Annotated in this window: 21 protein-coding genes and 2 riboswitches; of the genes, 10 read left to right on the forward strand and 11 right to left on the reverse strand. The window is 58.8% G+C overall.

Annotated features, from left to right (window positions below; genetic code table 11):
* Positions 1-134 precede the first annotated feature (134 nt).
* Positions 135-1,910, forward strand: a complete 1,776-nt coding sequence (locus tag FMN52_RS12055; protein WP_148608842.1) for a PQQ-dependent methanol/ethanol family dehydrogenase — start codon at positions 135-137, stop codon at positions 1,908-1,910.
* Between the two features lie 60 nt (positions 1,911-1,970).
* Here the strand turns inward: FMN52_RS12055 and FMN52_RS12060 are convergent, their stop codons facing one another.
* The 3 genes from FMN52_RS12060 to FMN52_RS12070 form a co-directional block, all read right to left on the reverse strand.
* Positions 1,971-2,756, reverse strand: coding sequence for an ABC transporter ATP-binding protein (locus FMN52_RS12060; protein WP_148608843.1), 786 nt, complete (start codon positions 2,754-2,756; stop codon positions 1,971-1,973).
* Positions 2,756-3,571, reverse strand: a complete 816-nt coding sequence (locus FMN52_RS12065) for an ABC transporter permease (RefSeq protein WP_148608844.1) — start codon at positions 3,569-3,571, stop codon at positions 2,756-2,758. The genes FMN52_RS12060 and FMN52_RS12065 overlap by 1 nt, the downstream gene beginning before the upstream one ends.
* Before the next feature lie 66 nt (positions 3,572-3,637).
* Positions 3,638-3,746, reverse strand: a riboswitch (guanidine-I (ykkC/yxkD leader).
* Positions 3,747-3,930: 184 nt separating this feature from the next.
* Positions 3,931-4,962 (reverse strand): alpha/beta fold hydrolase, encoded by a 1,032-nt coding sequence (locus FMN52_RS12070; protein ID WP_148608845.1) that lies wholly within the window; start codon positions 4,960-4,962, stop codon positions 3,931-3,933.
* Positions 4,963-5,119: 157 nt separating this feature from the next.
* On the opposite strand from FMN52_RS12070, the gene glnT reads away from it, so the two are divergent.
* Positions 5,120-6,478, forward strand: a complete 1,359-nt coding sequence (gene glnT / locus FMN52_RS12075; RefSeq protein WP_148608846.1) for a type III glutamate--ammonia ligase — start codon at positions 5,120-5,122, stop codon at positions 6,476-6,478.
* An 18-nt stretch (positions 6,479-6,496) separates the two neighbouring features.
* Here glnT and FMN52_RS12080 read toward each other — a convergent pair whose 3' ends face one another.
* Positions 6,497-7,267 carry a class II aldolase/adducin family protein gene (locus FMN52_RS12080; RefSeq protein WP_148608847.1) on the reverse strand — a complete coding sequence of 257 codons (771 nt, stop codon included), beginning with the start codon at positions 7,265-7,267 and terminating at the stop codon, positions 6,497-6,499.
* Positions 7,268-7,405: 138 nt separating this feature from the next.
* Between FMN52_RS12080 and FMN52_RS12085 the strand changes: the two genes are divergently transcribed.
* Positions 7,406-8,299, forward strand: a complete 894-nt coding sequence (locus FMN52_RS12085; protein WP_148608848.1) for a methylated-DNA--[protein]-cysteine S-methyltransferase — start codon at positions 7,406-7,408, stop codon at positions 8,297-8,299.
* Between the two features lie 103 nt (positions 8,300-8,402).
* On the opposite strand, the gene FMN52_RS12090 is transcribed toward FMN52_RS12085, so the two are convergent.
* The 7 genes from FMN52_RS12090 to FMN52_RS12120 all read right to left on the reverse strand — a co-directional run bounded on the left by FMN52_RS12090 (position 8,403) and on the right by FMN52_RS12120 (position 18,575).
* A complete protein-coding gene (locus tag FMN52_RS12090; RefSeq protein WP_148608849.1) occupies positions 8,403-10,115 on the reverse strand; it encodes a hypothetical protein in 1,713 nt (570 codons plus the stop codon).
* A gap of 236 nt (positions 10,116-10,351) precedes the next feature.
* On the reverse strand, positions 10,352-11,536 hold the full coding sequence (locus tag FMN52_RS12095) for a helix-turn-helix transcriptional regulator (RefSeq protein ID WP_148608850.1): 1,185 nt from the start codon (positions 11,534-11,536) through the stop codon (positions 10,352-10,354).
* Between the two features lie 201 nt (positions 11,537-11,737).
* Positions 11,738-12,352 carry a TetR family transcriptional regulator gene (locus FMN52_RS12100; RefSeq protein WP_148608851.1) on the reverse strand — a complete coding sequence of 205 codons (615 nt, stop codon included), beginning with the start codon at positions 12,350-12,352 and terminating at the stop codon, positions 11,738-11,740.
* A gap of 82 nt (positions 12,353-12,434) precedes the next feature.
* A complete protein-coding gene (locus FMN52_RS12105) occupies positions 12,435-13,502 on the reverse strand; it encodes a putative urea ABC transporter substrate-binding protein (RefSeq protein WP_148608852.1) in 1,068 nt (355 codons plus the stop codon).
* Positions 13,503-13,571: 69 nt separating this feature from the next.
* Complete coding sequence (gene uca / locus FMN52_RS12110) at positions 13,572-17,207, reverse strand: urea carboxylase (protein WP_148608853.1); 3,636 nt, start codon at positions 17,205-17,207, stop codon at positions 13,572-13,574.
* A complete protein-coding gene (locus FMN52_RS12115; RefSeq protein WP_148608854.1) occupies positions 17,198-17,836 on the reverse strand; it encodes an urea amidolyase associated protein UAAP2 in 639 nt (212 codons plus the stop codon). The genes uca and FMN52_RS12115 overlap by 10 nt, the downstream gene beginning before the upstream one ends.
* Positions 17,837-17,849: 13 nt before the next feature.
* Entirely contained in the window at positions 17,850-18,575 is a 726-nt protein-coding gene (locus FMN52_RS12120; protein ID WP_148608855.1) for an urea amidolyase associated protein UAAP1, read from the reverse strand.
* Between the two features lie 58 nt (positions 18,576-18,633).
* A riboswitch (guanidine-I (ykkC/yxkD leader) is annotated at positions 18,634-18,739 on the reverse strand.
* 375 nt (positions 18,740-19,114) lie between these two features.
* Here FMN52_RS12120 and FMN52_RS12125 point away from each other — a divergent pair.
* The 7 genes from FMN52_RS12125 (at position 19,115) to FMN52_RS12155 (ending at position 26,072) form a co-directional block, all read left to right on the forward strand.
* Entirely contained in the window at positions 19,115-20,635 is a 1,521-nt protein-coding gene (locus FMN52_RS12125; RefSeq protein WP_104321811.1) for an aldehyde dehydrogenase family protein, read from the forward strand.
* 334 nt (positions 20,636-20,969) lie between these two features.
* Entirely contained in the window at positions 20,970-21,041 is a 72-nt protein-coding gene (gene pqqA / locus FMN52_RS12130) for a pyrroloquinoline quinone precursor peptide PqqA (protein WP_007153157.1), read from the forward strand.
* A gap of 53 nt (positions 21,042-21,094) precedes the next feature.
* On the forward strand, positions 21,095-22,024 hold the full coding sequence (gene pqqB, locus FMN52_RS12135) for a pyrroloquinoline quinone biosynthesis protein PqqB (RefSeq protein ID WP_148608856.1): 930 nt from the start codon (positions 21,095-21,097) through the stop codon (positions 22,022-22,024).
* Complete coding sequence (gene pqqC / locus FMN52_RS12140; protein ID WP_148608857.1) at positions 22,021-22,776, forward strand: pyrroloquinoline-quinone synthase PqqC; 756 nt, start codon at positions 22,021-22,023, stop codon at positions 22,774-22,776. The genes pqqB and pqqC overlap by 4 nt, the downstream gene beginning before the upstream one ends.
* Complete coding sequence (gene pqqD, locus FMN52_RS12145) at positions 22,776-23,051, forward strand: pyrroloquinoline quinone biosynthesis peptide chaperone PqqD (RefSeq protein ID WP_148608858.1); 276 nt, start codon at positions 22,776-22,778, stop codon at positions 23,049-23,051. The genes pqqC and pqqD overlap by 1 nt, the downstream gene beginning before the upstream one ends.
* Positions 23,048-24,184, forward strand: a complete 1,137-nt coding sequence (gene pqqE, locus FMN52_RS12150; protein WP_148608859.1) for a pyrroloquinoline quinone biosynthesis protein PqqE — start codon at positions 23,048-23,050, stop codon at positions 24,182-24,184. Before pqqD ends, pqqE begins: the two co-directional genes overlap by 4 nt.
* Entirely contained in the window at positions 24,150-26,072 is a 1,923-nt protein-coding gene (locus tag FMN52_RS12155) for a prolyl oligopeptidase family serine peptidase (RefSeq protein ID WP_240339472.1), read from the forward strand. Before pqqE ends, FMN52_RS12155 begins: the two co-directional genes overlap by 35 nt.
* The last annotated feature ends 6 nt before the right edge of the window (positions 26,073-26,078 follow it).

Below are 26,078 nucleotides of genomic sequence, written 5' to 3' on the forward strand. Positions count from 1 at the left end.
GAAAACCTGTTCCGGCGAGCAATTGTTGGTTTTTTCCACAAAGCGAAGAATCGTATCAGAGGCGGGAAAAGTTCCCGGTTCGGCCTGAAACGAACTCAAGAGAACTGAAAACAAGAGACTTGGAGAGCGCAAACATGAGAACCAACAAGTTCGGGATTCGCATTGCGGCCAGCGCCCTGGCCATGGCAGTTTCCTGCGGGGCCCATGCGGTAACCGACGAAGACATCATCAACGATCACAAGACCCCTGAGGACATTGTCAGCTATGGCATGGGTACCCAGGGACAGCGCTACAGCATTCTGGAAGACCTGAACACCAGCAACGTTCAGTACCTGCAGCCGGCCTGGGCTTTCTCCTTCGGCAGCGAAAAAATGCGCGGCCAGGAATCCCAGCCGCTGATCAAGGACGGAGTCATGTACGTGACTGCCTCCTACTCCCGGATCTATGCCATCGATGCCAGAACCGGCGAAGAAATCTGGCAGTACGATGCCCGTCTGCCCGATGGCATCATGCCCTGCTGCGACGTGGTTAACCGTGGTGCCGCCATCTACGGCGACAAGGTGATCTTCGGGACCCTGGACGCCAAACTGGTTGCCCTGAACAAGGACACCGGCAAGCCGATGTGGATCAAGAAAGTGGCCGATTACCAGGCCGGTTATGCGATCACCGCCGCGCCCATGGTCATCAAGGGCAAGGTCATTACTGGTGTTTCCGGTGGTGAATTCGGTATTGTCGGCAAGGTTGAAGCCTACGACGCCAACACCGGTGATCTGGTCTGGACCCGTCCGACGGTAGAAGGCCATATGGGCTACATCTACAAGGACGGCAAGAAAATCGAAAACGGTATTTCCGGTGGCAAGGCAGGCGTGACCTGGCCCGGCGAAATGTGGAAAAACGGCGGCGCGGCTACCTGGCTGGGCGGCACCTACGATGCGGATACCGACTCCCTGTTCTTCGGCACCGGTAACCCCGCACCCTGGAACTCGCACCTGCGCCCGGGTGACAACCTCTTCTCCTCAAGCCGCCTGGCGATCGACCCGGACGACGGCAGCATCAAGTGGCATTTCCAGACCACCCCGAACGATGGCTGGGACTATGATGGTGTCAACGAACTGATCTCCTTCGACTACGAAGAGAACGGTAAAACCGTGAAAGCAGCGGCCACGGCCGACCGTAACGGTTTCTTCTACGTTTTGAACCGTGAGAACGGCGACTTCATTCGTGGCTTCCCTTTCGTTGACAAGATCACCTGGGCCGAAGGCCTGGATCCGGATACTGGTCGACCGATCTACGCCGATGGCGGTCGACCTGGCAATCCTGCTGAGATGGATGGTAGTAAAGGCGAAACGGTTGTTGCACAGCCTGCCTTCCTGGGTGGCAAGAACTGGATGCCGATGGCGTTCAGCCAGCAGACCGGCCTTTTCTATGTGCCCTCCAACGAGTGGTCCATGGATATCTGGAACGAGCCGGTTTCCTACAAGAAAGGCGCTGCGTTTCTGGGTGCTGGCTTTACCATCAAGCCAGCCAACGATGACTACATCGGCGTGCTTCGGGCCATGGATCCGAAAACCGGTGAGGAAGTCTGGCGTTACGAGAACACCGCTCCGCTGTGGGGTGGCGTGATGACAACGGCTGGTGGCCTGGTCTTCACCGGCACCCCCGAGGGCCATCTGAAGGCGTTTGATGCCAAGACCGGCGAGGAGCTTTACCGCTTCAACACCGGTTCCGGTGTCGTGGGCACACCCATTACCTGGACCATGGACGGCGAGCAGTACGTCTCCGTGGCATCCGGCTGGGGCGGTGCCGTTCCGCTCTGGGGTGGCGAAGTTGCCAAGGTGGTGAAGGACTTTAACCAGGGCGGTATGGTCTGGACCTTCAAGCTGCCGAAGGATCGTGTTGCTAGCAACTGATCCGAACAGACGTGAAAAAGGTCGCCCTCGGGCGACCTTTTTAGTTGGCCGTAAGAAAAATCATGCCGCCTGATTTCTTGCGGTCTCACTGACCGACTGGTTGATATCTTCGAACAGTTTCCGGTCGGTCTGACCGATCGGCAAGTCGTAGGTGATGGTGGCACCAAATGCCTGTGGGTCATGGGGATCGTTCCGCACCTTGTCGAACACCAGCAGCCGGGAACCCAGGTAAAAACCTTCCTTCAGATCGTGGGTCACCATAAAAATGGTAGTGCCGGTCTCCTGCCAGAGCTTTAGCAACAGGTCGTGCATGTCACCGCGAATACCCGGGTCCAGAGCGCCAAACGGCTCGTCCAGCAGCAGTACTCGTGGCCGCATGATCAGCGACTGGGCAATGGCCAGCCGTTGCTGCATGCCGCCGGAGAGTTCGTGGGGCCATTTGTTGGCCGAGGGGCTCAAGCCAACGGATTCCAGCATGGCGTCCACCTTCTCAAGCGCTTCTCTGCGGGCGCTGCCGAACAGCTTCCCCAACCAGGGTTTCTGTTCCAGTTCCAGGCCCATCAGTACGTTCTGACGTACGGTCAGGTGCGGGAACACCGAGTACCGTTGAAAGACAATGCCGCGGTTTCGGTCCGGCTCGCCCGGGAAGGCCTCGCCTTCCAGCAGCAGGTCGCCGCGGGTCTGGGTTTCCTGGCCCAGCAACATCTTCAGGAAGGTGGATTTACCGCAACCGGAGGCGCCCACCAGGGTGCAGAACTCACCCTGTTTTACGTTCAGGTTCAGGTTTTCCAGGACAACCTGGCCCCCGTATTCTTTCCAGAGATTGTTGACGGTAATAAAGCTCATCAGTGGCCTCCTGCGTTGTACCAGGGGAACAGCCTGCGGTTGGTCAGACGCAGGCACTGGTCGATGACAATGGCGAGGATGGTGATCCAGATGACATAGGGCAGGATCACATCCATAGCCAGGTAGCGCCGCACCAGGAAGATCCGGTAGCCAAGGCCTTCAGTAGAGGCAATGGCCTCTGCGGCAATGAGGAACAGCCAGGCCGGGCCAAGGCTGAGGCGCACGGCGTCTATCAGGCGTGGCAACACCTGGGGCAACGCCATGCGAGTGATTACCTGCCAGGAGTTGGCGCCGAGGGTCTGTATCTTGATCAGTTGTTCACCCGGGAGCTCACGAACCCGCTGGGCGACATCCCGCATCATGATTGGCGCGGTGCCAATGACAATGAGCATGACTTTCGAGAGCTCGCCCAGCCCAAACACAATAAACAGGATAGGTAGAATGGCCAGAGGTGGCACCATGGAGAGCGCCGAAACCAGAGGGGCCAGATTGGCTCTGACCAGCGGCAGAACGCCATTGAGTATCCCCACCACCAGGGCCAGCGAGGCGGCGATACCAACACCCATTCCAAGGCGGGCCAGACTGGCAGTGGTGTCCTGCCACATCAGGTAGTCGCCGCTGCGGCGGTCTTCCTGGAACGCCATGCGATCCACGGCGGCAGTCATCTGTTCGAGTCCGGGAAGGAGTTTGTCGTTGGGGTTTTCTGCCAGACGCTCCTGGGAGGCCAGGCTGTAGACAAGCATGATCAACAGGAAGGGCAGCAGGCCCAGCAGGGTGGCTGAAACGCGCCCGGGGTGGTGGTTGATCATTCGCATGAGTCGTCTCCTCTGGTTACACAACACGGCAAGGTCATCGCGGGTAACAGCGTCCCTTGCGATCTAGTCTCCCGGGCTTTTGTCCCGCCGTGTAACCTCCCCAGAGGTCGGTAACTCTCGGACCAGCCATCCGGGAATCTTGACTGCCCGGACCGGAACCCTAGTCACCCATTGTGTCCGTCGCTCTGTCTGCGGTGTTGTGAACAGTGCTGTAAACGGATCGAGGTTTCGAAAACCTTCTGCTTCGAACGTTGCAGATGGCGTGCCACATCCTTCAAGCGGGCGAAACCGTGTCATTCCGGAGTAGTTACCCTTGGCAAGGCGCACCAGGCTGGTGCGCCACAGATTCGGGTGCTCTATCATGACGCTTCTCCCGCGAGCAGCGATCGGGCCGCTGCCAGAATCTGAGCGTGGCTCTCAGGCTCCCGGCCGGCACCGCCGGCAATGTGGCCCCAGTTCGAGGGCAGGGGTTCGAATGCCGCGCCCGGCATACGGCCCGCATCTCGTGCCGCATCCTCCGCCGTAAAGTAAAGATCGGTGGAACTGGGCATGATCCGGGTTGGCATCGTAATGGCGGCAAGGGCGGACTCATAATCCGTGTGAAATACCGGGTTGTCGCCGATATTGCCTTGCTGCCAGGTGTCCAGGACCGCAAGAAGGTTATTGGCGTCCTGGGCCAGGTGATCCTGTTCCCAGAATTGCAGCAGGTCTTCAAGAGAGCCAAATCCCAGGGCGCGCCAGAGTTCGTGACGGAAGAACGCCTGGGAATAGGCCCAGCCAGCGTAAACCCGGCCAAAGGCTTTGAGTCCACGCTCAGGAGGTGTCCGATAGTGGCCATCCTCAAAGCTTTGGTCGCACGTCAGGGCAGCCTTTACACCCTCCAGAAACACCCGGTTATGGGGATAGCATCGAGCCGTGCAGCAGGTGGCCAACACCGCGCGTACCTGCGTCGGAAAGAGGCAGCCCCACTGAAGCGCCTGCATCCCGCCCATGGACCAGCCCATCGCCAGAGCAATGCGGGCGTCACCAAATACCTCCTCCACTAGCTGTTTTTGCAGCATGACGTTGTCGTAGAGGGACACGGCAGGAAAGCCTGCTCGGGCCTGTTTTCCGGAGGTGTTTGAGGGCGAGGATGATTCACCGGCCCCCAACAACGAGGGAATGATTATGCAGTATCGGTCCGGGTCTATCGGGCTGTCGCCACCTACCCAGGGGTGATTACCTTTCGCTGCACCACCATAGTACGTGGGCAGCAGAATCAGGTTGTCTTTTGGTGCGTTCAGCTCGCCGATCCGGTGGTACCGAAGTCGAGCAGCGTAGAGTGTTTCTCCTGAAGCCAGAAGCAGGTCTCCCGCTTCGAAATCCTCCACAAGCCATTGCTTCACTGACATTTTTGTCCTCTCTTCCGGACTAAAAGGTCGTCCGGGATATCTCGCTTTCGTTATTTACATACACGCTGGCATGTATGTTGAATGGCAAAAACAAAGAAAGAAACATGCCAGAACCCAAACTAACGGTCCGATCAAGCGGGCTGAAGAGAGGAAAACGATGACCGAAATGGCTAACACTCAGGCCCTGAAGGAAAAGCTCACCGAGGCAGGCGTGAAGTATGCCATCGCCAGCTACGTGGATATCCACGGTGTGACCAAAGGCAAGTTCGTGCCCGTGGCTCACCTGGGGCAAATGATGGAGGGTTCGGAGCTTTACACTGGTGCTGCCCTCGATGGCGTGCCCCAGGATATCTCCGACGACGAAGTTGCCTCCATGCCGGACCCCAATGGGCTGGCGATCTGTCCCTGGAATCGCCAGCTGGCCTGGTTCCCGGGCAACCTGTTTCTGAACGGTGAACCGTTCGAGGCCTGTTCCCGGAATATTCTCCGGCGTCAGCTGAGTGCCGCGGCTGATATGGGGTATCGCTTCAACCTGGGTATCGAAACCGAGTTCTTCCTGTTTCGGGATACCGAGGATGGCGGCTTTGCACCGCTGAGTGATCGCGACAACCTGGGCAAGCCCTGTTATGACCCCCGCACCCTCATGGACAACCTCCCGATCATGGATGAGCTGGTAGACGCCATGAACGAACTCGGCTGGGATGTGTATTCTTTCGATCACGAAGACGCCAACGGTCAGTTCGAGACCGACTTCAAGTACGCCGACGCCCTGACCATGTCTGATCGCCTGGTGTTCTTCCGGATGATGGCGAACGAGATTGCCCGTAAACATGGCGCTTTCGCCAGCTTCATGCCCAAGCCCTTTGCCGACCGCACCGGCAGTGGCGCCCACTACAATATGTCGCTGGCGGACTTGAAGACCGGCGAAAACCTCTTTGAGCCCAAGGGGGACGACCTGCACAACTGTGGCATCAGCAAGATCGCCTATCACTTCACTGCGGGTGTGCTGAAACACGGCGCTGCCATCAGTGCCGTGATCGCGCCGACGGTGAACAGCTACAAACGGCTGGTGCGCCAGGGCAGCATGTCGGGCTCCACCTGGGCACCGGTATTCATGTGCTACGGCTCCAACAACCGCACCAACATGATCCGGATTCCCGGCATGGGCGGGCGCATTGAATGCCGTGCCGCGGACATTGCCTGCAATCCCTATCTCGGCAGTGCCCTGATCCTTGCCGCTGGCCTTGAAGGCATTCGGGAAGGCCTGGATGCAGGCGCACCCCACCACGAGAACATGTACAACTACAGCGATGCCGAAATTGCCAAGCAGGGCATCGAGTATCTGCCCCGGAACCTGGGCGAGGCCGTGGAGGCCTTCGAGGCCGATCCGCTGGCGAAAGAAGTCTTCGGTGAAGCCATGTTCAACAGCTTCATCGACTTCAAGAAAGGCGAGTGGGAGAGCTATCAGACCCACGTGTCGTCCTGGGAGGTCGACCGTTATCTGAAGATGTTCTGATAGCTACATGGCGTGGTGTCAGTTCCGGAAGCCAGGATCGATGCGATCCAGTTTCCGGAGAAGCCCGGGCCAGGCGAGGTTGCCGCCCATACCCTTGGTGACCTTCTTTGCTTGCTCACGAATCGAGCTAAGGATGGCGTCGGGAATACGCACCAGTGGTTGCCCGCCAGACATAGCCTGGATCTGTACCTCGCACGCGCGCTGCAGGATGTACATGTTCAGGAAGGCTTCGGCGACGCTGGGCCCGGTGGTCAGCAGGCCGTGGTTGCGCAGGATCATGAAACGGGCGTGGCCCAGATCTGCCTGCAGACGCGCTTTCTCGTCTTCGCGCAGCGCCACGCCTTCGTAATCGTGGTACGCGAGTCCGGATAGCGGGAAAAGACTTTGCTGGGACAAGGGCAGCAAGCCTTCCTTCTGCGCTGACACAGCGACACCGGCGGTCGTGTGGGTGTGCATCACACAGGCAGCATCCTCCCGAACCGCATGGATGGCGCTGTGGATCGTGAACCCGGCCGGGTTGATGTCGAAATCGTCAGGATTGATCTTGTTGCCTTCCTGATCAATGCGCACCAGGCTGGAAGCCGTAATTTCCTCGAACATCATGCCGTAGGGGTTGATCAGAAAATGATGCTCGTCACCGGGAATCCGCACGGAGAGATGAGTGAAGATAAGGTCGTCCCAGCCGTAGAGAGCAATCAGGCGGTAGGCAGCGGCAAGGTCAGTGCGAAGCTGCCACTCCTCCTCACTGACTTCACCCTTTCTGGATGGAATTGCCAATTGCTCGGACATAGTGCTGACCCCTCGGAATCGGTTGGTTTTATTGTTGATTGACGGTCAATGTAGCGCCCGCAAGAATCGGATGGAAGGGGGCGAAGCAAACGCGCATCATATGGATGATGGGTTGTGTGCATATGAAGGAGCCAAAGCATGGCAAGTTCCAGAACCCCGATGCGTGACGAGAGGGTTAGTGAGGCGGAATCATCCATGCCCGTTGCCGATCGAATGGTCGCACTGGCCAGATACATCGAGAGCCGGCCAGATGAGCCATTGAGCCTTGCCGACCTCGGCGCTGTCGTTGGGTTGTCGCCATCCCGCGTACAGCGGGTTTTCAAGGAAGCCTTCGGTGTCTCACCAAAGGCTTATCAGGATGCACTGCGCCTGAACCACTACAAGAAGGCACTGAGAACAGGCCAGACCGTGACCGATGCAATCTACGATGCCGGCTTTGGTTCGGTCAGTCGCGTCTACGGCAAGGCAGACCGTCAGGTCGGTATGCCGCCATCCAGTTATGGTAAGGGTGGCGAAGGCGAAATCATTGCCTATGCCTGCCGGCGAACCTCACTCGGACTGCTGATGATGGCCGCCACTGATCAGGGCGTGTGTTTTGCCGAATTCGGGGATGACGAAGCGGCGCTTCAGGATCAATTGCAGAGAGAGTTTTCGAAGGCCCGACTGGTTCCCTCTGAGGCAAAGGCATCGCCGGAGCTGGATGCCTGGATTGCCGCTCTGGACGAACACCTCAGCCAGAACACGCCTCGCCCGGATGTACCTCTGGATATCCGAGGCACCGCGTTCCAGACGAGGGTCTGGAAACTTCTGTTGAGCGTTCGTGAGGGCGAGGTCGTGAGCTACACGGAACTGGCAAAGCGACTGGGCGAGCCCAAAGCCGTTCGAGCTGTGGCCTCCGCTTGCGGACGAAACCGCATCGCCGTGCTGATTCCCTGCCATCGGGTGCTGCGCAGTGACGGCTCCCTGGGCGGGTATCGGTGGGGGCTCAATCGTAAACGGCAATTGCTTGAAAGAGAACGTCCCGGTTCTTGATCGTGAGCGTAAACCCAAACAAAGTGAACCCCGGCTAACCGGGGTTCGTCAGTAATTCGGGAGCCCGCAATAGCGGGCTCTGATCGAGCAGAAGCTACCTGCTTTACTGCGGTGCCTCAGTAACTTCAGTGATGAACATGAGATCCATGTCACCCTGATAAACCAGCGTGGTGTAGGGGCTGCTACCTTTAATCGGCAGGTAGGTCCATTCCGCACCGCCCTCTACGTAAGTGAGGGAGCCGGAAGTCAGGACGGACCAACCGTTGCTGTCGATTTGGTTTTGGTCGCCAGAGACATCAAAGTCCATGTAACCGCTGCCATCCTGGTTCAGCACCAGGTCAATGGTCGCGCTGTCCGGAGCATCCATGTTAAAGATGCCATCCTCGGCTGGCGTTCGGCCATCGATATCGGCAAAGCTGAGGGTCTGGGTAACCCCACCGATAAAGTCGTTGCCGCTGGCCTCGACGTAGACCCGCTTGGTATCGCCCTCGAAGTCCTTAAGCGTGACCGCATAGCGACCCAGGCGACGGAGGGTGAATGGCTCGCCTCCTTCAGCAACCGGAAGGTTGTCGGATAGTGTGAGCTGTCCGGTCGGGTGGAGCTCCGCCGGACCATTGACGAAGCCATTTCCGCCGTCGTCTTTCGCTGGGTCGTCAAACAGCCCTCCAGGCCCGTCCAGTTCGGCCGATACTGAGGTTACCGCAAACGTGGAGCCGTTGAAGCTGTAGGTGCCCCACTCGGAGGAAACCGCCTCAACGATGTCGCCGTCGTAAACTTCGCCATTGTCGTTGTGAACAATGACGTAGGTGCTGTCATCGAGAATGGTCAGCACGTTGTGACGATCGATTTGTTTCTGCTCGTTAAAACCTTCGCCGAGGTACCAGCTGCCGATCAGGCTGTCCTGGGTATTGCGCACGGCTTCAAACCTGACTTCTTCGCTTTCTTCGACAGACGTCAATACGAGTGCGCCGTCGCTCAGCTGCATGGTCCAGGTTGCGGGGGAGTTGTTGTCGATCAGACCACCACTGAGGTCTGATTCGTCAACCAGAGTCAGGTCCAACTGACCGGATGCACTGTCCCAGGTGTAGGTGCCGTACTCTGCACTGGCGGCCCGCTGGTCACCGTCATCAGCTTTGGAGTGGGCAATAAGGTATTCGCTGTCATTCAGGAATGTCAGCACGTTGACATTGCCATTGGTTTCTTCAAAGACCCAGCTTCCAACCAGATCGCCGGATTGGGAACTCTGGAAGTGATTAACCGCATCTTCTGTCGCGATGAGCGTCTTGCCGGTCGCGTTAATGGCAGTGTTGGCCTGGGTTTCGAAGTCTGTCTCGCTGACAGAGGGGTCGAGATCAATGTCTTGCAAAGCGGTATGTACATCTTCCGTAATGGTGATGCCGTTGCTGGCATCGCCATCGGAATCCAGGGTCTGCAGCAGACGCAGGATGTTCACGACGGTCTGGTCGGAGCTCCAGTCGGTAGCACCGCTACCCATGTCGGCCGGGGTGACGCGGCCGGTGGCTTCGACGGCCGGCAGATCGATGCCGCCGATGCTGAAGACCACAGTATCGCCGGCTTCGTAATTGTACTCGCCCAGTTCATTGGTCTGACCGGACTGGCCGCCCGGCGAAGTGGTGTAATTGATGCCGGCAACGGCGGCATCTACGAACACACCGGTTTCGGCTGTGGTGCTGGTGTCACCCGTGTCGTTGTTATCAACAGCATCAGAAGAACCACCGCTGCTACCACCGCAGCCGGTCAGAACGAATGCAGAGGAAATCGCTGTCGCTAGAGTCAACTTCTTGAATTTGCTCATAATCCTGCCTTCTTTAAGAATCGATTGATTTGGCAGTTCGAAACTAGCATCGGGTTTGCATCAAGACATGCCCCATTTTGGGGATAAGGATGCACGGAATGGCCGGTTCCATAGTGTTTGTCGAGTCGGAGCTTTGGTAAGTGCTTTGAACCAATAGTGTTTTTTTATCTGTAATTGTTTGTTGATCAAGTGTAAAAGCATTAAAACAATTGCAGATTTCGACGGAGGCTCTCGTGTCAGGCCAATGCCCGGACCAGCATAGACACCAGTTCGGTCTGTTTGCGATAGCCGTTTTTCGCCAGCAGGCTCTTAATATGTTGGCGGGCGGTGTGGATGGAAATCTGCTTTCTCTCGGCGACATCGCTGGCGCTCAGGCCCTGGGCCAGTAGCGCGGCGACAGCGGCTTCTGTCGGTGTGCAGTGGAAAAGTGTCTGCAGTCGTTCCTGGTCCGGTTCCAGTGAGGGGGCAAAACTGAACAGCTCTGCCAATACGCCGTTATTCTCGGCACTATCGGCGATCAGTGGCGTCAGGCAGACGGCGATAGGTTCTTGGCCGCGACTGGTAAAGACGGTTTGTGACGAAAGAATGCCCTTGTGAGAGAGGACGATGCAGGTGGTGATGGCATCCTGAAGCTTGCGGGTCATCTGGCGGTCGGTGCTCTGCAGTCTCCCGGAATCGTTAATGGACATGCTCCCGCTGTTTTCCATAAGCGCATGGGCCGCGTCGTTTGCCTGTGCAACATTGCCCAGTGCATTGAAGACAATGAGCGGTTTTTTCACGTGGTTGAGTGCTGTCGCCAGGTTTTCATTGTCGCTGCGCGTCTCATACAGCTTCAGGTGCAGAGCAACGGCATTCTCGATATGAGGAGCCAACAGATTCATCTGCAGAAGTTCGTTATCGGTGTATGGGCCGAACTCCTTGTGTCGGTTGGCCATGAACACCACACTGTTCCCGTTTTCCTGTGTGACAAGCATCCCAGCGCTATCGCCCATGCCGACCTGCTCGGCCCAGGCACGGCTTTCCGGGCCCAGAATATCGAGAATGGTGCGACTGGTATCACCGCGAAGAAATGAGTCGAACTGGCGTGGGGGAAGCTGGCGATAACGGGTCAGGGCTTCATCCCGTTCAGGGAGATCACTGTTGATATACCACTCTTCAAACCCTTCCGGATAGCCAAACGTCCAGCCATAAACCATACGTTGTGGATTGCTCGACAGACCGAGAATTCCACCTTGCAGGGCTTTGAAATGGTGTTTGAAAGCATCAAAGAAAGGCTGGAAGCCGGTGTTGTCATGTAGGCAACGGTAAAGGGTGCTGACAAGCGTATTATAGGCCTGAAGATCCTCACCTCCAAGCGAGGGGAAAGGAAAAGCGAGTTCTGTGTTGGAATCCGGAGAACCGGGAATATTGACGTTTGTCACAGCGACAAATTCCTTTTGAATAAATCACCAACGCCCAGCTAATGGGCGATATGGTGGGCGACATAAGTCTTGGCCAGTCCAGGAAGAAGTAAGGTTGCTCAGCGTTAGCTTAGCGGAGCGATGGAGCCAGAAATGTAAAATAAAGCAAAAGCTTTTGAGGTGCCAGGTGCTGAAAGGCACTGGCTTGTTCGGAAGGGTTAATCACTTCGCCATGCCCAGTAGTCGCCAGAACTGTCGCTGGAAAAACGATGCTTGCTGTTTCAGTGAGAACAGCTTCGGCGCAAACAGCCAGGTCTGGGTAATGCCCATCAGATAGGTGTAACTCAGCAGTCCCAGATCCTCCGGGGCTTCCTGTGTAGAAATCAGACCCTGATCAGCGGCCTGGGCGACCAGGTCCCGGAACATGGCAATAATCGATTTGGTCAGCGCCCGTTCCCGCTTCAGCGTCCGGCTCATGGCATCGGTGAGTTCGGTCTTGTTCAGCAGAATCTCAAACGACTGACGATACTTCCGATCATTGGCCAGCAGGCCCAGCCAGCGTTCAATAAAATGGTCCATGGCCTCAATGGGCGTTTCCCGCATGCCCGAACACTCCGCGACCAGGGCTTCCAGCGGTTCCTGGGAGTAGGCAAGTACAGCTTCGTACAGATCATCCTTGTTCTCGAAATGCCAGTAGATCGGCCCACGGCTACAACCGGCTTCTTTGGCAATACGGCTCAAAGTCGTTAGTGAGTAACCGTCCCGGCTAAACAACTTGAGCGCGGCCTCAAGCACGGTCTGGCGGGTTTTCTCGGCATCTTCCTTGGTACGGCGCATAAATCCAATCCACCTCCGAAGACCACAAAAAAGGGCACGACTAATCGTGCCCGATCCTAGCAGAGTTTTAGAACACGATCGCTCAGATCTCCCCGTCTGCCGCCATCTGCATGTAGCTGTCGTTAAACCGAAGCTTCACATTTCCGGTGTCGCCCATGATCGACCCATCCGGGAATTCGATGCCCACAAAGTCCGGGCTCATCGCACCTTGCCCAAGCAGTCCCTTCTCGAAAGAGAACTGACGAACGCTGTCCATCGCTTCCAGGGCTTCATTGCTGTTGATGAAGTCCACAGACATCTGCGGTTCCCAGAACATCTTCATGCCAGCGAGCTGTGCTTCGTAGCCGGCCTGATCGGTTCCAGACAGCTCACCCAGAAACGCTCGGGCTTCCTGACCTTCCTCAGAGTCTGATGCGAGGATGCTCATGGTTTCGTACCAGGCACCCACAAGCGCCTTGCCCAGCTTCGGGTTGTCGGCCAGGGTTTCCGTGTTCACCAGAGTCAGATCCTTGATGTGACCCGGAATCTGGCTGGAATCGAACAGTTTGGTCGCACCCGGGTAGGCTTCCACTTCCGCCAGCAGCGGGTTCCAGGTAGCCACATGGCGGACATCGTCGGTCTGGAACGCGGAAACCAGATCGGCATCGGAAATGTTCACCACGCTCAGATCACGCTCTTCGAGACCGACGCTTGCCAGTGCCCTTGCCAGCAGGTAGTGGGATACGGAGAGCTCAACCAGGTGAACGGTTTCGCCCTCCAGCTCTTCGATGGTCTTGGCATCCTTGGATACGAGGCCGTCGTTACCATTGGAGTAGTCGCCCACGATAAGCGCAGTCGTGTCCACGCCGGATGCTGACGGGATCGACAGACCATCCATGCTGGTGGCGACGACGCCGTCAAACTGACCGGCGGTGTACTGGTTGATGGACTCGATGTAGTCGTTCACCTGCACGATATCCACTTCGATATCATACTTGTCCGCCCACTTTTTCATGATTCCGTAGTCTTCGGCATACTGCCAGGGCACCCAGCCGGCGTAGATGGTCCAGGCGATGCTGAAGGAGTCCTTTTCCTCGGCCATTGCACCCATGGACAGTGAGGCCGTGAACAGACCGGCCGCAAGACGTTTACTAAAGTTGCGTGTTTTCATGGTGTCTCTCCTCGGGCCTTGCCCGTGTTTGCAGGTTTGGTCTTTTTCAGTTTTTTTGGGTTGCTGGCATTACTCGGTAATCTCTTCCACGATCACGACCGGCGTTCCCGGCGAGACCGCCTGACCCGCTTCCCGACGCACGTCCACCACGCGTCCGGTTACGGGGCTCAGTAATTCGATTTCCATCTTCATGGATTCAATAACCGCCACTGGCCGCTGGGCATCGATGGTGTCGCCGGGCTTGACCAGGCATTCCCATAGATTGCCCGCCACATGGCTTTCCACTGCGTGCTGGCCCGCCGGCAGGTTGGCTATGTCGTCCTCGCCGGTCTCCTCAATCGGCGCCTCGGAGCTGAAGTTGATCTGGCCGGACTCGATCCAGCGTTGGAGTTCCGCGTCGAAGGCCTGTTTCCGTTTGGCCGTGAAGGTCTGGATTTCGCCGTCGTTGTTCGCCAGAAACTGCTCGTAGTCCTTCAGGTTGAAGCGGGTTTCTTCCACCTTTATCGGGTAGTCGCCATTTGGAAAGTCCCTGCGGATCTGTTGCAGTTCTTCGGCACTGACTTCGTAGAAACGCACCTGGTCAAAGAACCGGAGCAGCCAGGGCTTGCCAGCCTCGAACAGGTCGGTCGTGCGGTAGCGGTTCCACATCTGCAGGGTGCGACCAACAAACTGGTAGCCTCCCGGGCCTTCCATGCCGTAGATGCACAGGTAGGCGCCTCCGATGCCAACGGAGTTTTCCGCCGTCCAGGTGCGGGCCGGGTTGTATTTGGTGGTCACCAGCCGGTGGCGGGGATCCAGCGGGGTCGCCACCGGCGCGCCGAGATAAACGTCGCCCAGGCCCATCACCAGGTAGCTCGCTTCAAAGAGCGTCTTTTTGACCTCGTCGATGCTGTCCAGCCCGTTAATGCGGCGAATGAACTCCAGGTTGCTGGGACACCAGGGCGCGTCCTTGCGCACCGACTGCATGTACTTGGCTATGGCGGTCTGGCAAGCCTCGTCGTCCCAGGAAAGGGGCAGGTGCACGATGCGTGCGGGCACGTCCCACTCGGGCTGCTTTTCGAGTTCCTTTTCGGCGCTGATCAGCAGATCCAGCAGCGTGCGCTGGTCCAGTTTCTGACTGTCGTAATGCACCTGGAGAGAACGGATGCCGGGGGTCAGCTCCAGAATGGCGTCGTGATTCTGATCGCGCAGCCACAGCATCAGGGCGTGGGCGCGGAAACGCAGGCGTATGTCCAGCTCCATGGGGCCGTATTCCACCAGCACGTAATTGTCGCCGGCGGCCCGATAGACCACGTCGGTCTCATGCTCATTGGCACTGAGTGAAGCCAGGATCGGAGTGGTTGGCTCGATGGGTGTGATGTGGGCAGTAGCCGAGGTCAGTGTTGCCACGGATTCGTCCAGTGCTTCCCGCAGGGCCACCGCCTGATCCTGGCTTACCGGCACAAACTTCACCTTGTCGCCAGCCTTGAGCTGTCCCAGTTTCCACAAGTCGGCGCTGATGACGGTCACCGGACAGACGAAACCGCCCAGGCTAGGTCCATCGGGGCCAAGAATCACTGGCATGTCGCCGGTGAAATCCACCGTGCCAACGGCGTAGGCGTTGTCGTGGATGTTGGAGGGGTGCATGCCCGCTTCGCCGCCGTCGCTGCGGGCCCATTCCGGCTTCGGGCCGATCAGGCGAACGCCGGTGCGGCTCGAGTTGTAATGGATCTCCCACTCACTGGCAAAGAAGGTGTCGATGTCTTCTTTGGTGAAGTAATCCGGGGCGCCATGAGGCCCATAGGTAACGTGCAGTTTCCAGGTCTTGCCGATGGTCGGCTTCAGGTCGGCGGGCAGGGTTGTCAGGCTGGTTGGTTCGGCATTCGCCATTGCCAGCACATCGCCGGCTCGCAAGGCACGGCCACCGTGGCCGCCAAACTGTCCAAGGGTAAAGGTGCTGCACGAGGTCAGGTACTCGGGGCAGTCCAGCCCACCGCGGAACAACACGTAGGCCCGGGCGCCGTCCGCCGTGGTGGCGCCCAGCTTGAGGGTGGCACCGGCTGGCACGTCAATGACTTGCCAGAAGTCCACCGGCTCGTCGTTCAGGGCTGCGTCCAGAGCGGCACCGGTGAGGACGATCTGGGTAGCCCGGTTGAACGTCAGCACCGGCCCCTTGAGAGTGATTTCCAGGCCCGGAGCCCCTTCCCGATTGCCCAGCAGGCGATTGCCAAGCCGGAACGAATAGCTGTCGAATGGGCCGGAGGGTGGTACGCCGATTTCCCAATAGCCGATGCGGCCGGGGTAGTCCTGGATGGTGGTCAGGGTGCCGCCACTGAGCACATCCACGGTGGCCGGCTGGTAATCGAATTCGTTAAGGGTTCGAGTAAACAGTCTACCCTCGGCAAAGCGCGGGTCGTCCAGTACCTGGCGCACGTACTTGAGGTTGGTTTCGATACCGTAGAGCTGGCTGTCGTCGAGTGCCTGCATCAACCGCTGACGGGCGGACTCGCGATCAGACTCATGCACAATGACCTTGGCGAGCATGGGGTCGTAGAGTGGCGATACTTCCGTGCCCGGCTGGATCCAGGTGTCGATTCGCAGGCCATCCTCTTCGGGCCAGGCCACGTTGGTGAGCAAGCCGGCGCCGGGCTGGAAATCCTTGTTGGGGTCCTCGGCATAGATCCGCGCCTGAATGGCGTGGCCGGAAGGGGTGAGGTTGCTGCCCAGCGCTGACAGGTCGGGCAGGGTGCCGGCGCCCAGCTCCACCATCCAGCGTACCAGGTCGACGCCGTAAACCTGCTCGGTGACGCCGTGCTCAACCTGTAAGCGGGTATTCACTTCCAGGAAATAGAACTCGGTAGTGTCCGGATCATAGATGAATTCGACGGTGCCGGCACTGCGGTAGCCGATGCTTTCACCGAGCTGACGGGCAGTGTCGTGCATGCGGGTGCGGACATTGTCGGTCAGCCCGGGAGCCGGGGCCTCCTCAATCACTTTCTGGTTACGGCGTTGGGCGGAACAGTCCCGTTCCCCCAGGGCCAGTACCTGCCCCTGACCATCGCCGAACAGCTGCACTTCGACATGACGGGCGTGCTCGACGAATTTCTCCAGGAACACGCCACTGTTGCTGAAATTGTTCTGGCTAAGTCGCTGGACGGATTCGAAGCTCTTGCTCAGGTCATCAGGACCGTAGCAGCGGGACATGCCAATGCCGCCACCGCCGGCGGTGCTTTTCAGCATCACCGGGTAGCCGATGGTGTCAGCCGCTGTCAGTGCTTCCTCCAGATCGGTCAGCAAGCCGGTGCCCGGGAGCAGTGGCACACCGGCGCTTTCAGCCAGTGACCGGGCCGTATGCTTGAGACCGAATTGCTCCATCTGCTCGGGTGTCGGGCCCAGGAAGACCACGCCCTCGGCGTCACAGCGCCGGGCAAAATCGGCGTTTTCGCTCAGGAAGCCGTAGCCGGGGTGGATGGCGCCGGCACCGCTCTTGCGGATCACCTCGAACAGCTTGTCCTGGTCCAGGTAGGTCGCCGCCGCTGTGCCTTCACCGAGGGAGTATGCTTCATCTGCCTGCCGTACGTGCAGGGAATCCGCATCCGCCTCGGCGTAGACCGCAACCGAGGTGCAGCCCATGTCACGCAGGGTTCGAATCACCCGGCAGGCGATGGCCCCCCGGTTGGCGATCAGGACCTTGTTGGGTTTGTTGAGGGCGCTGTTCAGCTCCATACCAGCACCTCGATCGGTGTCGGATTCCAGCCGTTGCAGGGGTTATTCAGCTGCGGGCAGTTGGAAATCATGACCAGCACGTCCATCGCTGCTTTCAGCTCCACGTATTTGCCGGCATCGGAAATGCCGTCAGCGAAGGTCAGGCCACCCTCGGCGGTCACCGGCACATTCATGAAGAAGTTGATGTTGTGGGTAATGTCGCGCTTGGTCATACCCAGCTCTTCATGTTCGGTGACAGCCACCAGCCAGCTGTCCCGGCAGGCGTGCATGCACTTTTTCTCGAGCGCATAGCGGGTGGTGTTGCTTTCGGCGGCACAGGCGCCGCCCAGGGTGTCGTGACGGCCGCAGGTGTCGGCGGTGATTTCCAGCATCACGTTGTTTTCAGAGGACATCAGCTTCGAGCCAGCCGTCAGGTAGACATTGCCCTGCTCGCGGATGGTGTCGACGGCGCTGTAGCGTTCGGTCGGATTGTGGGCGTTGTAAAACAGGGTGTCGGCGGCCTGGTTGCCTTCCAGATCCAGGATCCGGACGGTTTCACCGGCTTTTACAACTTTCAGGAGATACTCACCAGCCGGTACGGTTTCACGGAAGGCGGCGTCTTCAGGTTTCAGTGCGCTTTGCTTGATCATCTCCGGCCTCCCATTACTGCATCAGGTGATAAAGAGCGGTGTTGGCAAATGCCCGTGTGGCCTCGGGTGATGAGGTCTTGCACGGATCGGCATCGTTCACCGGTGCTGCCTTGAACAACTGGTAGCGCAGGGGGTGGCTCGGATAATCGATGGCTGGATTCATCGGGTGCGGGCAGGTGTGCAGCACCACGATGGTGTCCATCTCGAAGCGAAGGTCCACTGTGGCGCCGGCGTGGGAGTGACCCTCGGCGAAGGCCATGTTGCCGTCGTCATCTGTTTTTACTTTGCTGAACCAGTTCAGGTTGGCGGTCAGGTCTTTCTTGCCGAGGCCGTACTTGGCTAGCTCGTTCAGGAAGCTGTTGAACCCGTTCCGGTGGTAGTGATTATGGGCTTCCTGATACGTCTTTTTGCCCCAGCGCTTTTCCACCAGATCGGCATTGCAGGTGCCTGCGACGGTATCGTGCCAGCCAAGATCATCGCGGACGATGGAGGCAAACACCCTGCCCATGTCCGAGAGCAGCACGTGGCCTTTGGTGAGCAGGAAGGTGTGCTGGTTTTTCAGGGTGTCCGGCATGTTGTACCGCTCGAGCGGGTTCTCGGGGTTGTACATCAACATGCCGACGTTGGTCCCGCCGGTTTCGTCAATCAGGCGCAGCACATGGCCGCGGCGCACGATAAAGGACCAGTGGGATCCGCCGGGAATCAGATCGTCGTAGAGGGGGGCTGCGGTTTGCAACATGGCCTTTTCCTCCTGGTTAGGGCATCCAAAATAGCGAGAGGCGTCAGTAACTGAGCGATCCTCCCGGGCTTTTGTCCCGCCGTGTAACCTTGGAAAAGGTCGTCAACTCTCGGACCAGTCGTCTGCGTTTGTGGTTGCAGACCGGAACCCTAGTTGACCATTGGTCAGATTGTGGCGCTTTGATTGTGGTTTCAGTAACCGACGTCTCGCTGCGTGCTGAATGCACTGCAGAGTCCATGCCAATCGACAAGTCGCTGATTTTATTGAGGTGAAAGTTCCGGGGTGGGGCAGTGTTGCTCCCTGCCTGGGCGAGCGCACCGTTTTTGTGCATCGATCAGTGCGCTTCCAGTGCATTTATTTTCGGAGTTTGATTCCAGAGCCAGACCACTGATGGCATGGCCTTCAAGCCATCTACTACCAAGGGAGGAGTTTTTCGCCTCCATCGCATCATTCAAACCTTGGGAATTGGGGTCTACATTGAATGGGTAAACGCGAAAGGCCGCGTTGCCCTGCGACAAACACAACAAGAGGTCGAGATCATGATCTACGCACAACCAGGAAAGGATGGCTCCGTCGTTTCTTTCAAATCCCGTTACGAGAACTACATCGGTGGCGAGTGGGTTGCCCCGGTAAAAGGCCAGTATTTCGAGAACATCACACCGGTGACTGGCAATGTGATCTGTGAAATTCCGCGCTCCAGTGCCGAAGATATTGATCTGGCTCTGGATGCAGCGCACAAGGCGGCACCAGCGTGGGGTAAGACGTCGCCCACCGAGCGTTCCAACATTCTGTTGAAGATTGCCGATCGGATCGAGGCCAACCTCGAGAAGCTCGCAGTTGCGGAAACCTGGGACAACGGCAAGGCCGTGCGCGAAACCCTGAACGCCGACATTCCCCTGGCAGCCGACCACTTCCGCTACTTCGCGGGTTGTCTTCGTGCCCAGGAAGGCCACATGGGCGAGATCGACCACAATACCGTGGCGTATCATTTCCATGAGCCGCTGGGTGTCGTTGGCCAGATCATTCCCTGGAATTTCCCGATTCTGATGGCAGCCTGGAAACTGGGCCCCTGTCTGGCTGCGGGTAACTGCACCGTGCTGAAGCCTGCCGAGCAGACGCCTGCCAGCATCCTAGTACTGATGGAAATCATTGGCGACCTGCTGCCGCCGGGCGTACTGAACATTGTTAACGGCTACGGCATCGAGGCTGGCCAGGCCCTGGCCACCAGCAAGCGTATTGCCAAGATTGCCTTCACCGGCTCCACCCCGGTTGGCTCCCACATCCTCAAGTGCGCGGCTGAAAACATCATCCCGTCCACAGTGGAGCTGGGTGGCAAATCCCCGAACATCTACTTCTCCGACGTGATGAAGGCCGAGCCGGAATTCATCGACAAGTGCGTGGAAGGCTTGGTTCTGGCGTTCTTCAACCAGGGCGAAGTCTGCACCTGTCCGTCTCGGGCACTGGTTCAGGAAGACATGTTCGAAGAGTTCATGCAGAAGGTGGTTCAGCGGACCAAGTCGATCAAGCGCGGTAACCCGCTGGATACCGATGTTCAGGTAGGCGCCCAGGCGTCCAAGGAACAGTTCGACAAGATCATGTCCTACCTTGCCATTGGTAAGGAAGAGGGCGCTGTGGTTCTGACTGGCGGCGATCGCGAGCACCTGGATGAAGAGTTCAACAATGGCTTCTACATCCAGCCGACTCTGTTCAAGGGCGACAACAAGATGCGCGTGTTCCAGGAAGAAATCTTCGGACCGGTTGTGGGTGTGACCACTTTCAAGACCGAAGAAGAGGCCCTGGCCATTGCCAACGACACCGAGTTTGGTCTGGGTGCCGGTGTGTGGACCCGTGACACCAATCTCGCCTACCGGATGGGCCGCAACATCCAGGCCGGTCGGGTCTGGATGAACTGCTACCACGCTTACCCGGCTCATGCTGCCTTCGGTGGTTACAAGAAGTCTGGCGTCGGCCGTGAAACCCACAAGATGGCGCTTGAGCACTACCAGCAGACCAAGTGCATGCTGGTGAGCTACGACACCAACCCGCTGGGTTTCTTCTGAATCTATGAGCGGTAAGCGGGCCTCCCACACGGGCCCGCCTGTGAGTCAGCACATTGGATGTGCACCTTCATCCCCCGGTGTCTGACCGGGGCGACTCTCTGATGAGAGTTCGGGTTTTTCTGTCACTCTCTTTGGCCCTTCCCAGGGCCTTTTTTCGTTTCAGGCCAGAGCCGGTTTCTGCCGCCACCCATGTGCGACCTAGGGAGGCACCAAAACAGTTCCAAAGTACCATATTGGCCCCTTGCCCCGGCCGATAGGATGGGAACTGGGTTATCGGCAATGTCGTTGATTCACCCTCAATGCGCTAACAATCATGACAATATAGGTGAGCATTATGTGGACCAAACCAGCCTACGAAGATCTCCGCATCGGTTTCGAAGTCACCATGTACTTCGCCAATCGCTGAGTGCTGAAGCGGCCAGCCTCGAGCTGGCCGTTTTGCTTGTGGAGTGACCCACCATGTTGATTCACGTTCTGGGCTCCGCCGCCGGCGGTGGCTTTCCCCAGTGGAACTGTAACTGCGCCAACTGCGACGGCTTCCGTAAGGGTACTCTGAACGCCCAGGGCCGTACCCAGTCTTCCATTGCTATCAGTGAAGATGGCGAGCACTGGATCCTGTTTAACGCATCCCCGGATATTCGCGCCCAGTTGGCTTCTTTCGAAGCGATGCAGCCGGCCCGTGCTCTGCGCGATACCGGCATTGATGCCATTGTGCTGATGGACAGCCAGGTGGATCACACCACCGGCCTGCTTTCCCTGCGCGAGGGCCTGCCGATGGACGTCTGGTGTACCGAGCAGGTTCATGAAGATCTGAGCGGTGGTTTTCCGCTGTTCACCATGCTCAAGCACTGGAACGGTGGCCTGAACTGGCAGCGTATCGAGGCGTCCGAGCAGTCGCCCTTTACCATACCCTGCGCACCGTCCATCGAGCTGACCGCCATTCCGCTGCTGAGCAACGCACCCCCGTATTCACCGCGCCGGGACAACCCGCACCCGGGCGATAACATCGGCCTGTTCCTGAAAGACACCCGTACCGGCCAGACCGTGCTCTACGCCCCCGGACTGGGCGAGCCGGATGACCGTATTCTCGGATGGATGCGCCAGGCCGATGTGCTGCTGGTGGACGGTACCGTCTGGCACGACGACGAGATGATCCGCCAGGAAGTGGGCACCAAGACCGGCCAGGCCATGGGGCATCTGGCCCAGAGTGGCCCGGGCGGCATGATTGAGGTGCTCGACGCCATGCCGGCCCAGCGCAAGATCCTGATACACATCAACAACACCAACCCGATCCTGAACGAGGACTCGCCGGAGCGGGCGGAGCTGACCCGCCACGGCATTGAGGTGTCCTGGGACGGAATGCACATCGACCTGTCGGGGCAGCCATGAACGCCAAAGCCAACACCGCCATGAACCGGACGGATTTCGAGCAGGCCCTGCGGGCCAAGGGCCAGTACTACCACATCCACCACCCGTACCATAAAGCCATGTACGGCGGGCAGTGCACGCCCGAACAGATCCGCGGCTGGGTGGCCAACCGGTACTACTACCAGATCAAGATTCCCCAGAAAGACTCCGCCATCATGGCCAACTGCCCGGACGCCGGTGTGCGCCGGCTCTGGCTGCAGCGGATTCTGGACCACGATGGCCACGACGGGGATGTTGGCGGCATCGAAGCCTGGCTGTCCCTGGCCGAAGCCGTGGGCCTGAGCCGGGACGAAGTGATCGACCAGCGCCACGTGTTGCCGGGTGTCCGCTTTGCCGTGGACGCCTACCTGAACTTTGCCCGGCGGGCGACCTGGCAGGAAGCGGCCTGCTCGTCGCTGACCGAACTGTTCGCTCCGGAAATCCATCAGTCCCGCCTGGACAGCTGGCCTGCCCACTACCCCTGGATTGAAGAGAGCGGCTACAGCTACTTCCGCAAACGTCTGTCCGAAGCGAGAAGAGACGTGGAACATGGCCTGACCATTACCCTGGACTACTTCACCACCGAGGCGCAGCAGGCCCGGGCCCTGGAGATTCTTCAGTTCAAACTGGACATCCTCTGGACCATGCTGGATGCCATGACCATGGCCTACGGCCACTGCACCCCGCCGTACCACACCGTGACCGACGAACAGGTCTGGCACCGGGGGCTGTAATGGAGGTGGGTATGCATGAGATACCGCGTTTTCGCCGGGGGTTCCGGTTCCAGTGGGAGCCGGCCCAGGAAAGTTATGTGCTGCTCTACCCCGAGGGCATGGTGAAACTCAACGGCAGTGCCGGCGCCATTCTCAACGAGGTGGACGGCCAGCGTAGCGTGGCCGATATCGTCGCCAGCCTGGAGCAGCAGTTCCCCGACGCCGGCCCGCTTGGCAAGGACGTCAGCGAATTTTTGCAGGACGCCCGGCAACAACACTGGATTGAACTGTCATGAGCACGACTAACCCCCACAACGCCGGGCCACCCCTGTGGCTGTTGGCGGAGCTTACGTATCGCTGCCCGCTGCAATGCCCCTATTGCTCCAATCCGCTGGACTTTGCGCAGACCCAACAGGAGCTGACCACCGAGGAGTGGGTGAGCGTGCTTCGACAGGGGCGAAAAATGGGCGCGGCCCAACTGGGCTTCTCCGGGGGCGAACCCCTGGTGCGCCAGGACCTGGCGGAGCTGATTGCCGAAGCACGGCACCTGGGGTATTACACCAACCTGATTACCTCAGGGCTGGGCCTGACGGAGGCCAAGGTGGGCGCTTTTGCCGAGGCGGGGCTGGATCATATCCAGGTGAGCTTTCAGGCTTCAGATCCGGAACTGAACAACGCCGTGGCCGGCTCCCGCAAGGCCTTTGACCAGAAGCTGGCCATGGCCCGTGCGGTGAAAGAAGCCGGCTACCCGATGGTGCTCAACTTCGTAATCCACCGCCACAACATCCACCAGATGAACGACATCATGGATTTGTGCGAGCGCCTGGGGGCGGACTACGTCGAGCTGGCTACGTGCCAGTATTACGGCTGGGCCTTCGAAAACCGGGAAGGGTTGATGCCTTCCAAAGCGCAGCTGGTCAAGGCAGAGCAGGAAGTGAACCGGTACCGGGAACGGCTGCAGCAATCCGGCTCGGCCATGAAGCTGATCTTTGTGACACCGGACTATTACGAAGAGCGCCCGAAAGCCTGCATGAACGGCTGGGGCAATCTGTTCCTGACAGTCGCGCCGGACGGCACCGCACTTCCGTGCCACAGCGCGCGTTTGCTACCCATCGACTTCCCCAATGTCCGAGACATGGATCTTCAAAGCATCTGGTACGACAGCCCGGGGTTCAATCACTACCGCGGCGACAGCTGGATGCCGGAGCCTTGCCGTTCCTGCGATGAGAAGGAGAAAGACTTCGGTGGCTGCCGCTGCCAGGCCTATCTTTTGACCGGTAATGCGGATAACGCAGATCCAGTATGCAGCAAATCGTCGTATCATGATCGAATCCTGGCAGCGAGGAAAGCTGCCGATCATGCCACGGCCGGCCTGACTGAACTGGTTTATCGAAATGCGGACAATTCACGGCTTTTCTTCCGGGGTTAACAGCTCCGCCATCGATCCTGCACTGGTCGGCCATCACCACGACAAAACGGTACTGAGTGCCTACGAGGCCTGCTCGGCCCATATCCAGCGTGGCGAACTTGCGGTGTCCCCGGCGGGTGTGTTCTGGCTGGAGACTGATCCGGCACGCGGTTGCAATTCGCTCTGGCACCTTACCGATCAGGGGCCGGTTCGTCTTGGGCCTGATGATCTTGGCATCCGCAGCCGGGTAAATGGCTACGGTGGTGGCGCCCTGGCGGCTGCCGACAGCGGCGTATTCGTGGTTGGCGAGGACCAGCAGATACGGTTTGTCAGTCTGGCCGGCGGTTGGTGCCTCACCCTGACCGATGACCCCGGGGCGGCCTATGGTGGGTTGGTCGCTGACCCGTCCCGTCAACGGGTGCTCGCGGTACGGGAAGCAGAGGGCAAACAGCAGCTGGTTGCCGTCTCCATGCAGGGTGAGCGTTCGGTTCTTCATTCCGGCCTGGATTTTTACAGCTCGCCGGCGGTCTCGGCCGACGGCTATCAGGTTGCCTGGACCAGCTGGCAGCTGCCGGATATGCCCTGGCTGCGTACCCGGCTGTGGACCGCAAATTTCTCTGAAGATAGATTGCTGGATAAAGGCCGGGAATGGCCAACACCCTCTGAGTCTTCGGTACAGCAGCCGGTGTTCGATGGCAACCAACTCTGGGTTTTGTCCGACCACGAGGGTTGGTGGCAACCCTGGCGTGTCGATACGTCGGGCGAGGGCGGATGGCACGCCAGCGATTCGCCAGCCCGGGATCATGCCAATGCCCCCTGGCAGTTGGGCGAATCCCACCACTGCCCAACAGGCAGGGGCTGCTGGGCCAGGGTTCGTTATTGTAATGGCACGGGTGAGCTCTGGCTCAGCTCCGGGCAAACCGGTGACGCAATCCGGGTTGCCCGGGACTTTGGCGACTTCCGTTGTCTGCAGTCGGCTGGCGAGCATCTTTATTGCATCGGCCGCGCATCCAGCCGCCTGGACGCCGTCCTCGAGATTGATCTCAAGACCGGCCAGGCCCGCACCATTGCCGGCGGCGAGGAGTCCATGCCAGAGGCGAGGGCGGCGCTGCCGCTTGATATCGAGATTCCAGCCCTGAACCCGGGCGAAGCTTCTATCCACGGGTTTTTCTACACGCCCAAGCTGGCCACGCCAGACGTCCCTCCACTGATTCTGATTGCTCATGGAGGGCCGACGTCGGCGGCCTATCCGGTGTTCAATCCCCAGGTTCAGTACTGGTGTCAGCGGGGATTCGCCGTGGCTGAAATCAACTATCGAGGCAGCACCGGCTTTGGTCGTGAGTTCCGCCTGGCCCTGGAAGGGCGATGGGGTGAAGTGGATGTCGCGGATATGGAACGGGCGGCAGACCACCTGGCCTCCTTCGGCCTGGCTGATGGCAACAGGGTGTTTATCCAGGGCCGTAGTTCCGGGGGCTACACGGCCCTGATGGCGATGATCCGAAGCCAGCGTTTTACCGCCGGTGCCAGCATGTTCGGCGTGACGGATCCCATGCGCTTACGGGCCATGACCCATCGCTTTGAGTCCGGTTATCTGGATTGGCTGCTGGGCTCGCCAGAAAAACACCCGGAGCGGTGGCACGAGAGAACGCCTCTGTTTCATGCCGAGCGTATTACCGCGCCGATGATCTTTTTCCAGGGCGGGCAGGATAAGGTTGTGGTGCCCGAGCAGACCCGTGCCATGGCAGAGGCCATGAAAGCGGCTGGCAGGGCACCAGAGCTGCACTGGTTTGAAGACGAGGGTCACGGTTTCCGGCGCCAGGCCAACCAGGCCGGTATGCTCGAATGGATGTTCAGCTTCTACCGAAAGCATAGCCAAAAGGCCAATGATCAGGCGGAGAACTTGAGTTAAACTCTC

It is taken from the genome of Marinobacter sp. BW6 (genome assembly GCF_008107725.1).
GTDB lineage: Bacteria > Pseudomonadota > Gammaproteobacteria > Pseudomonadales > Oleiphilaceae > Marinobacter.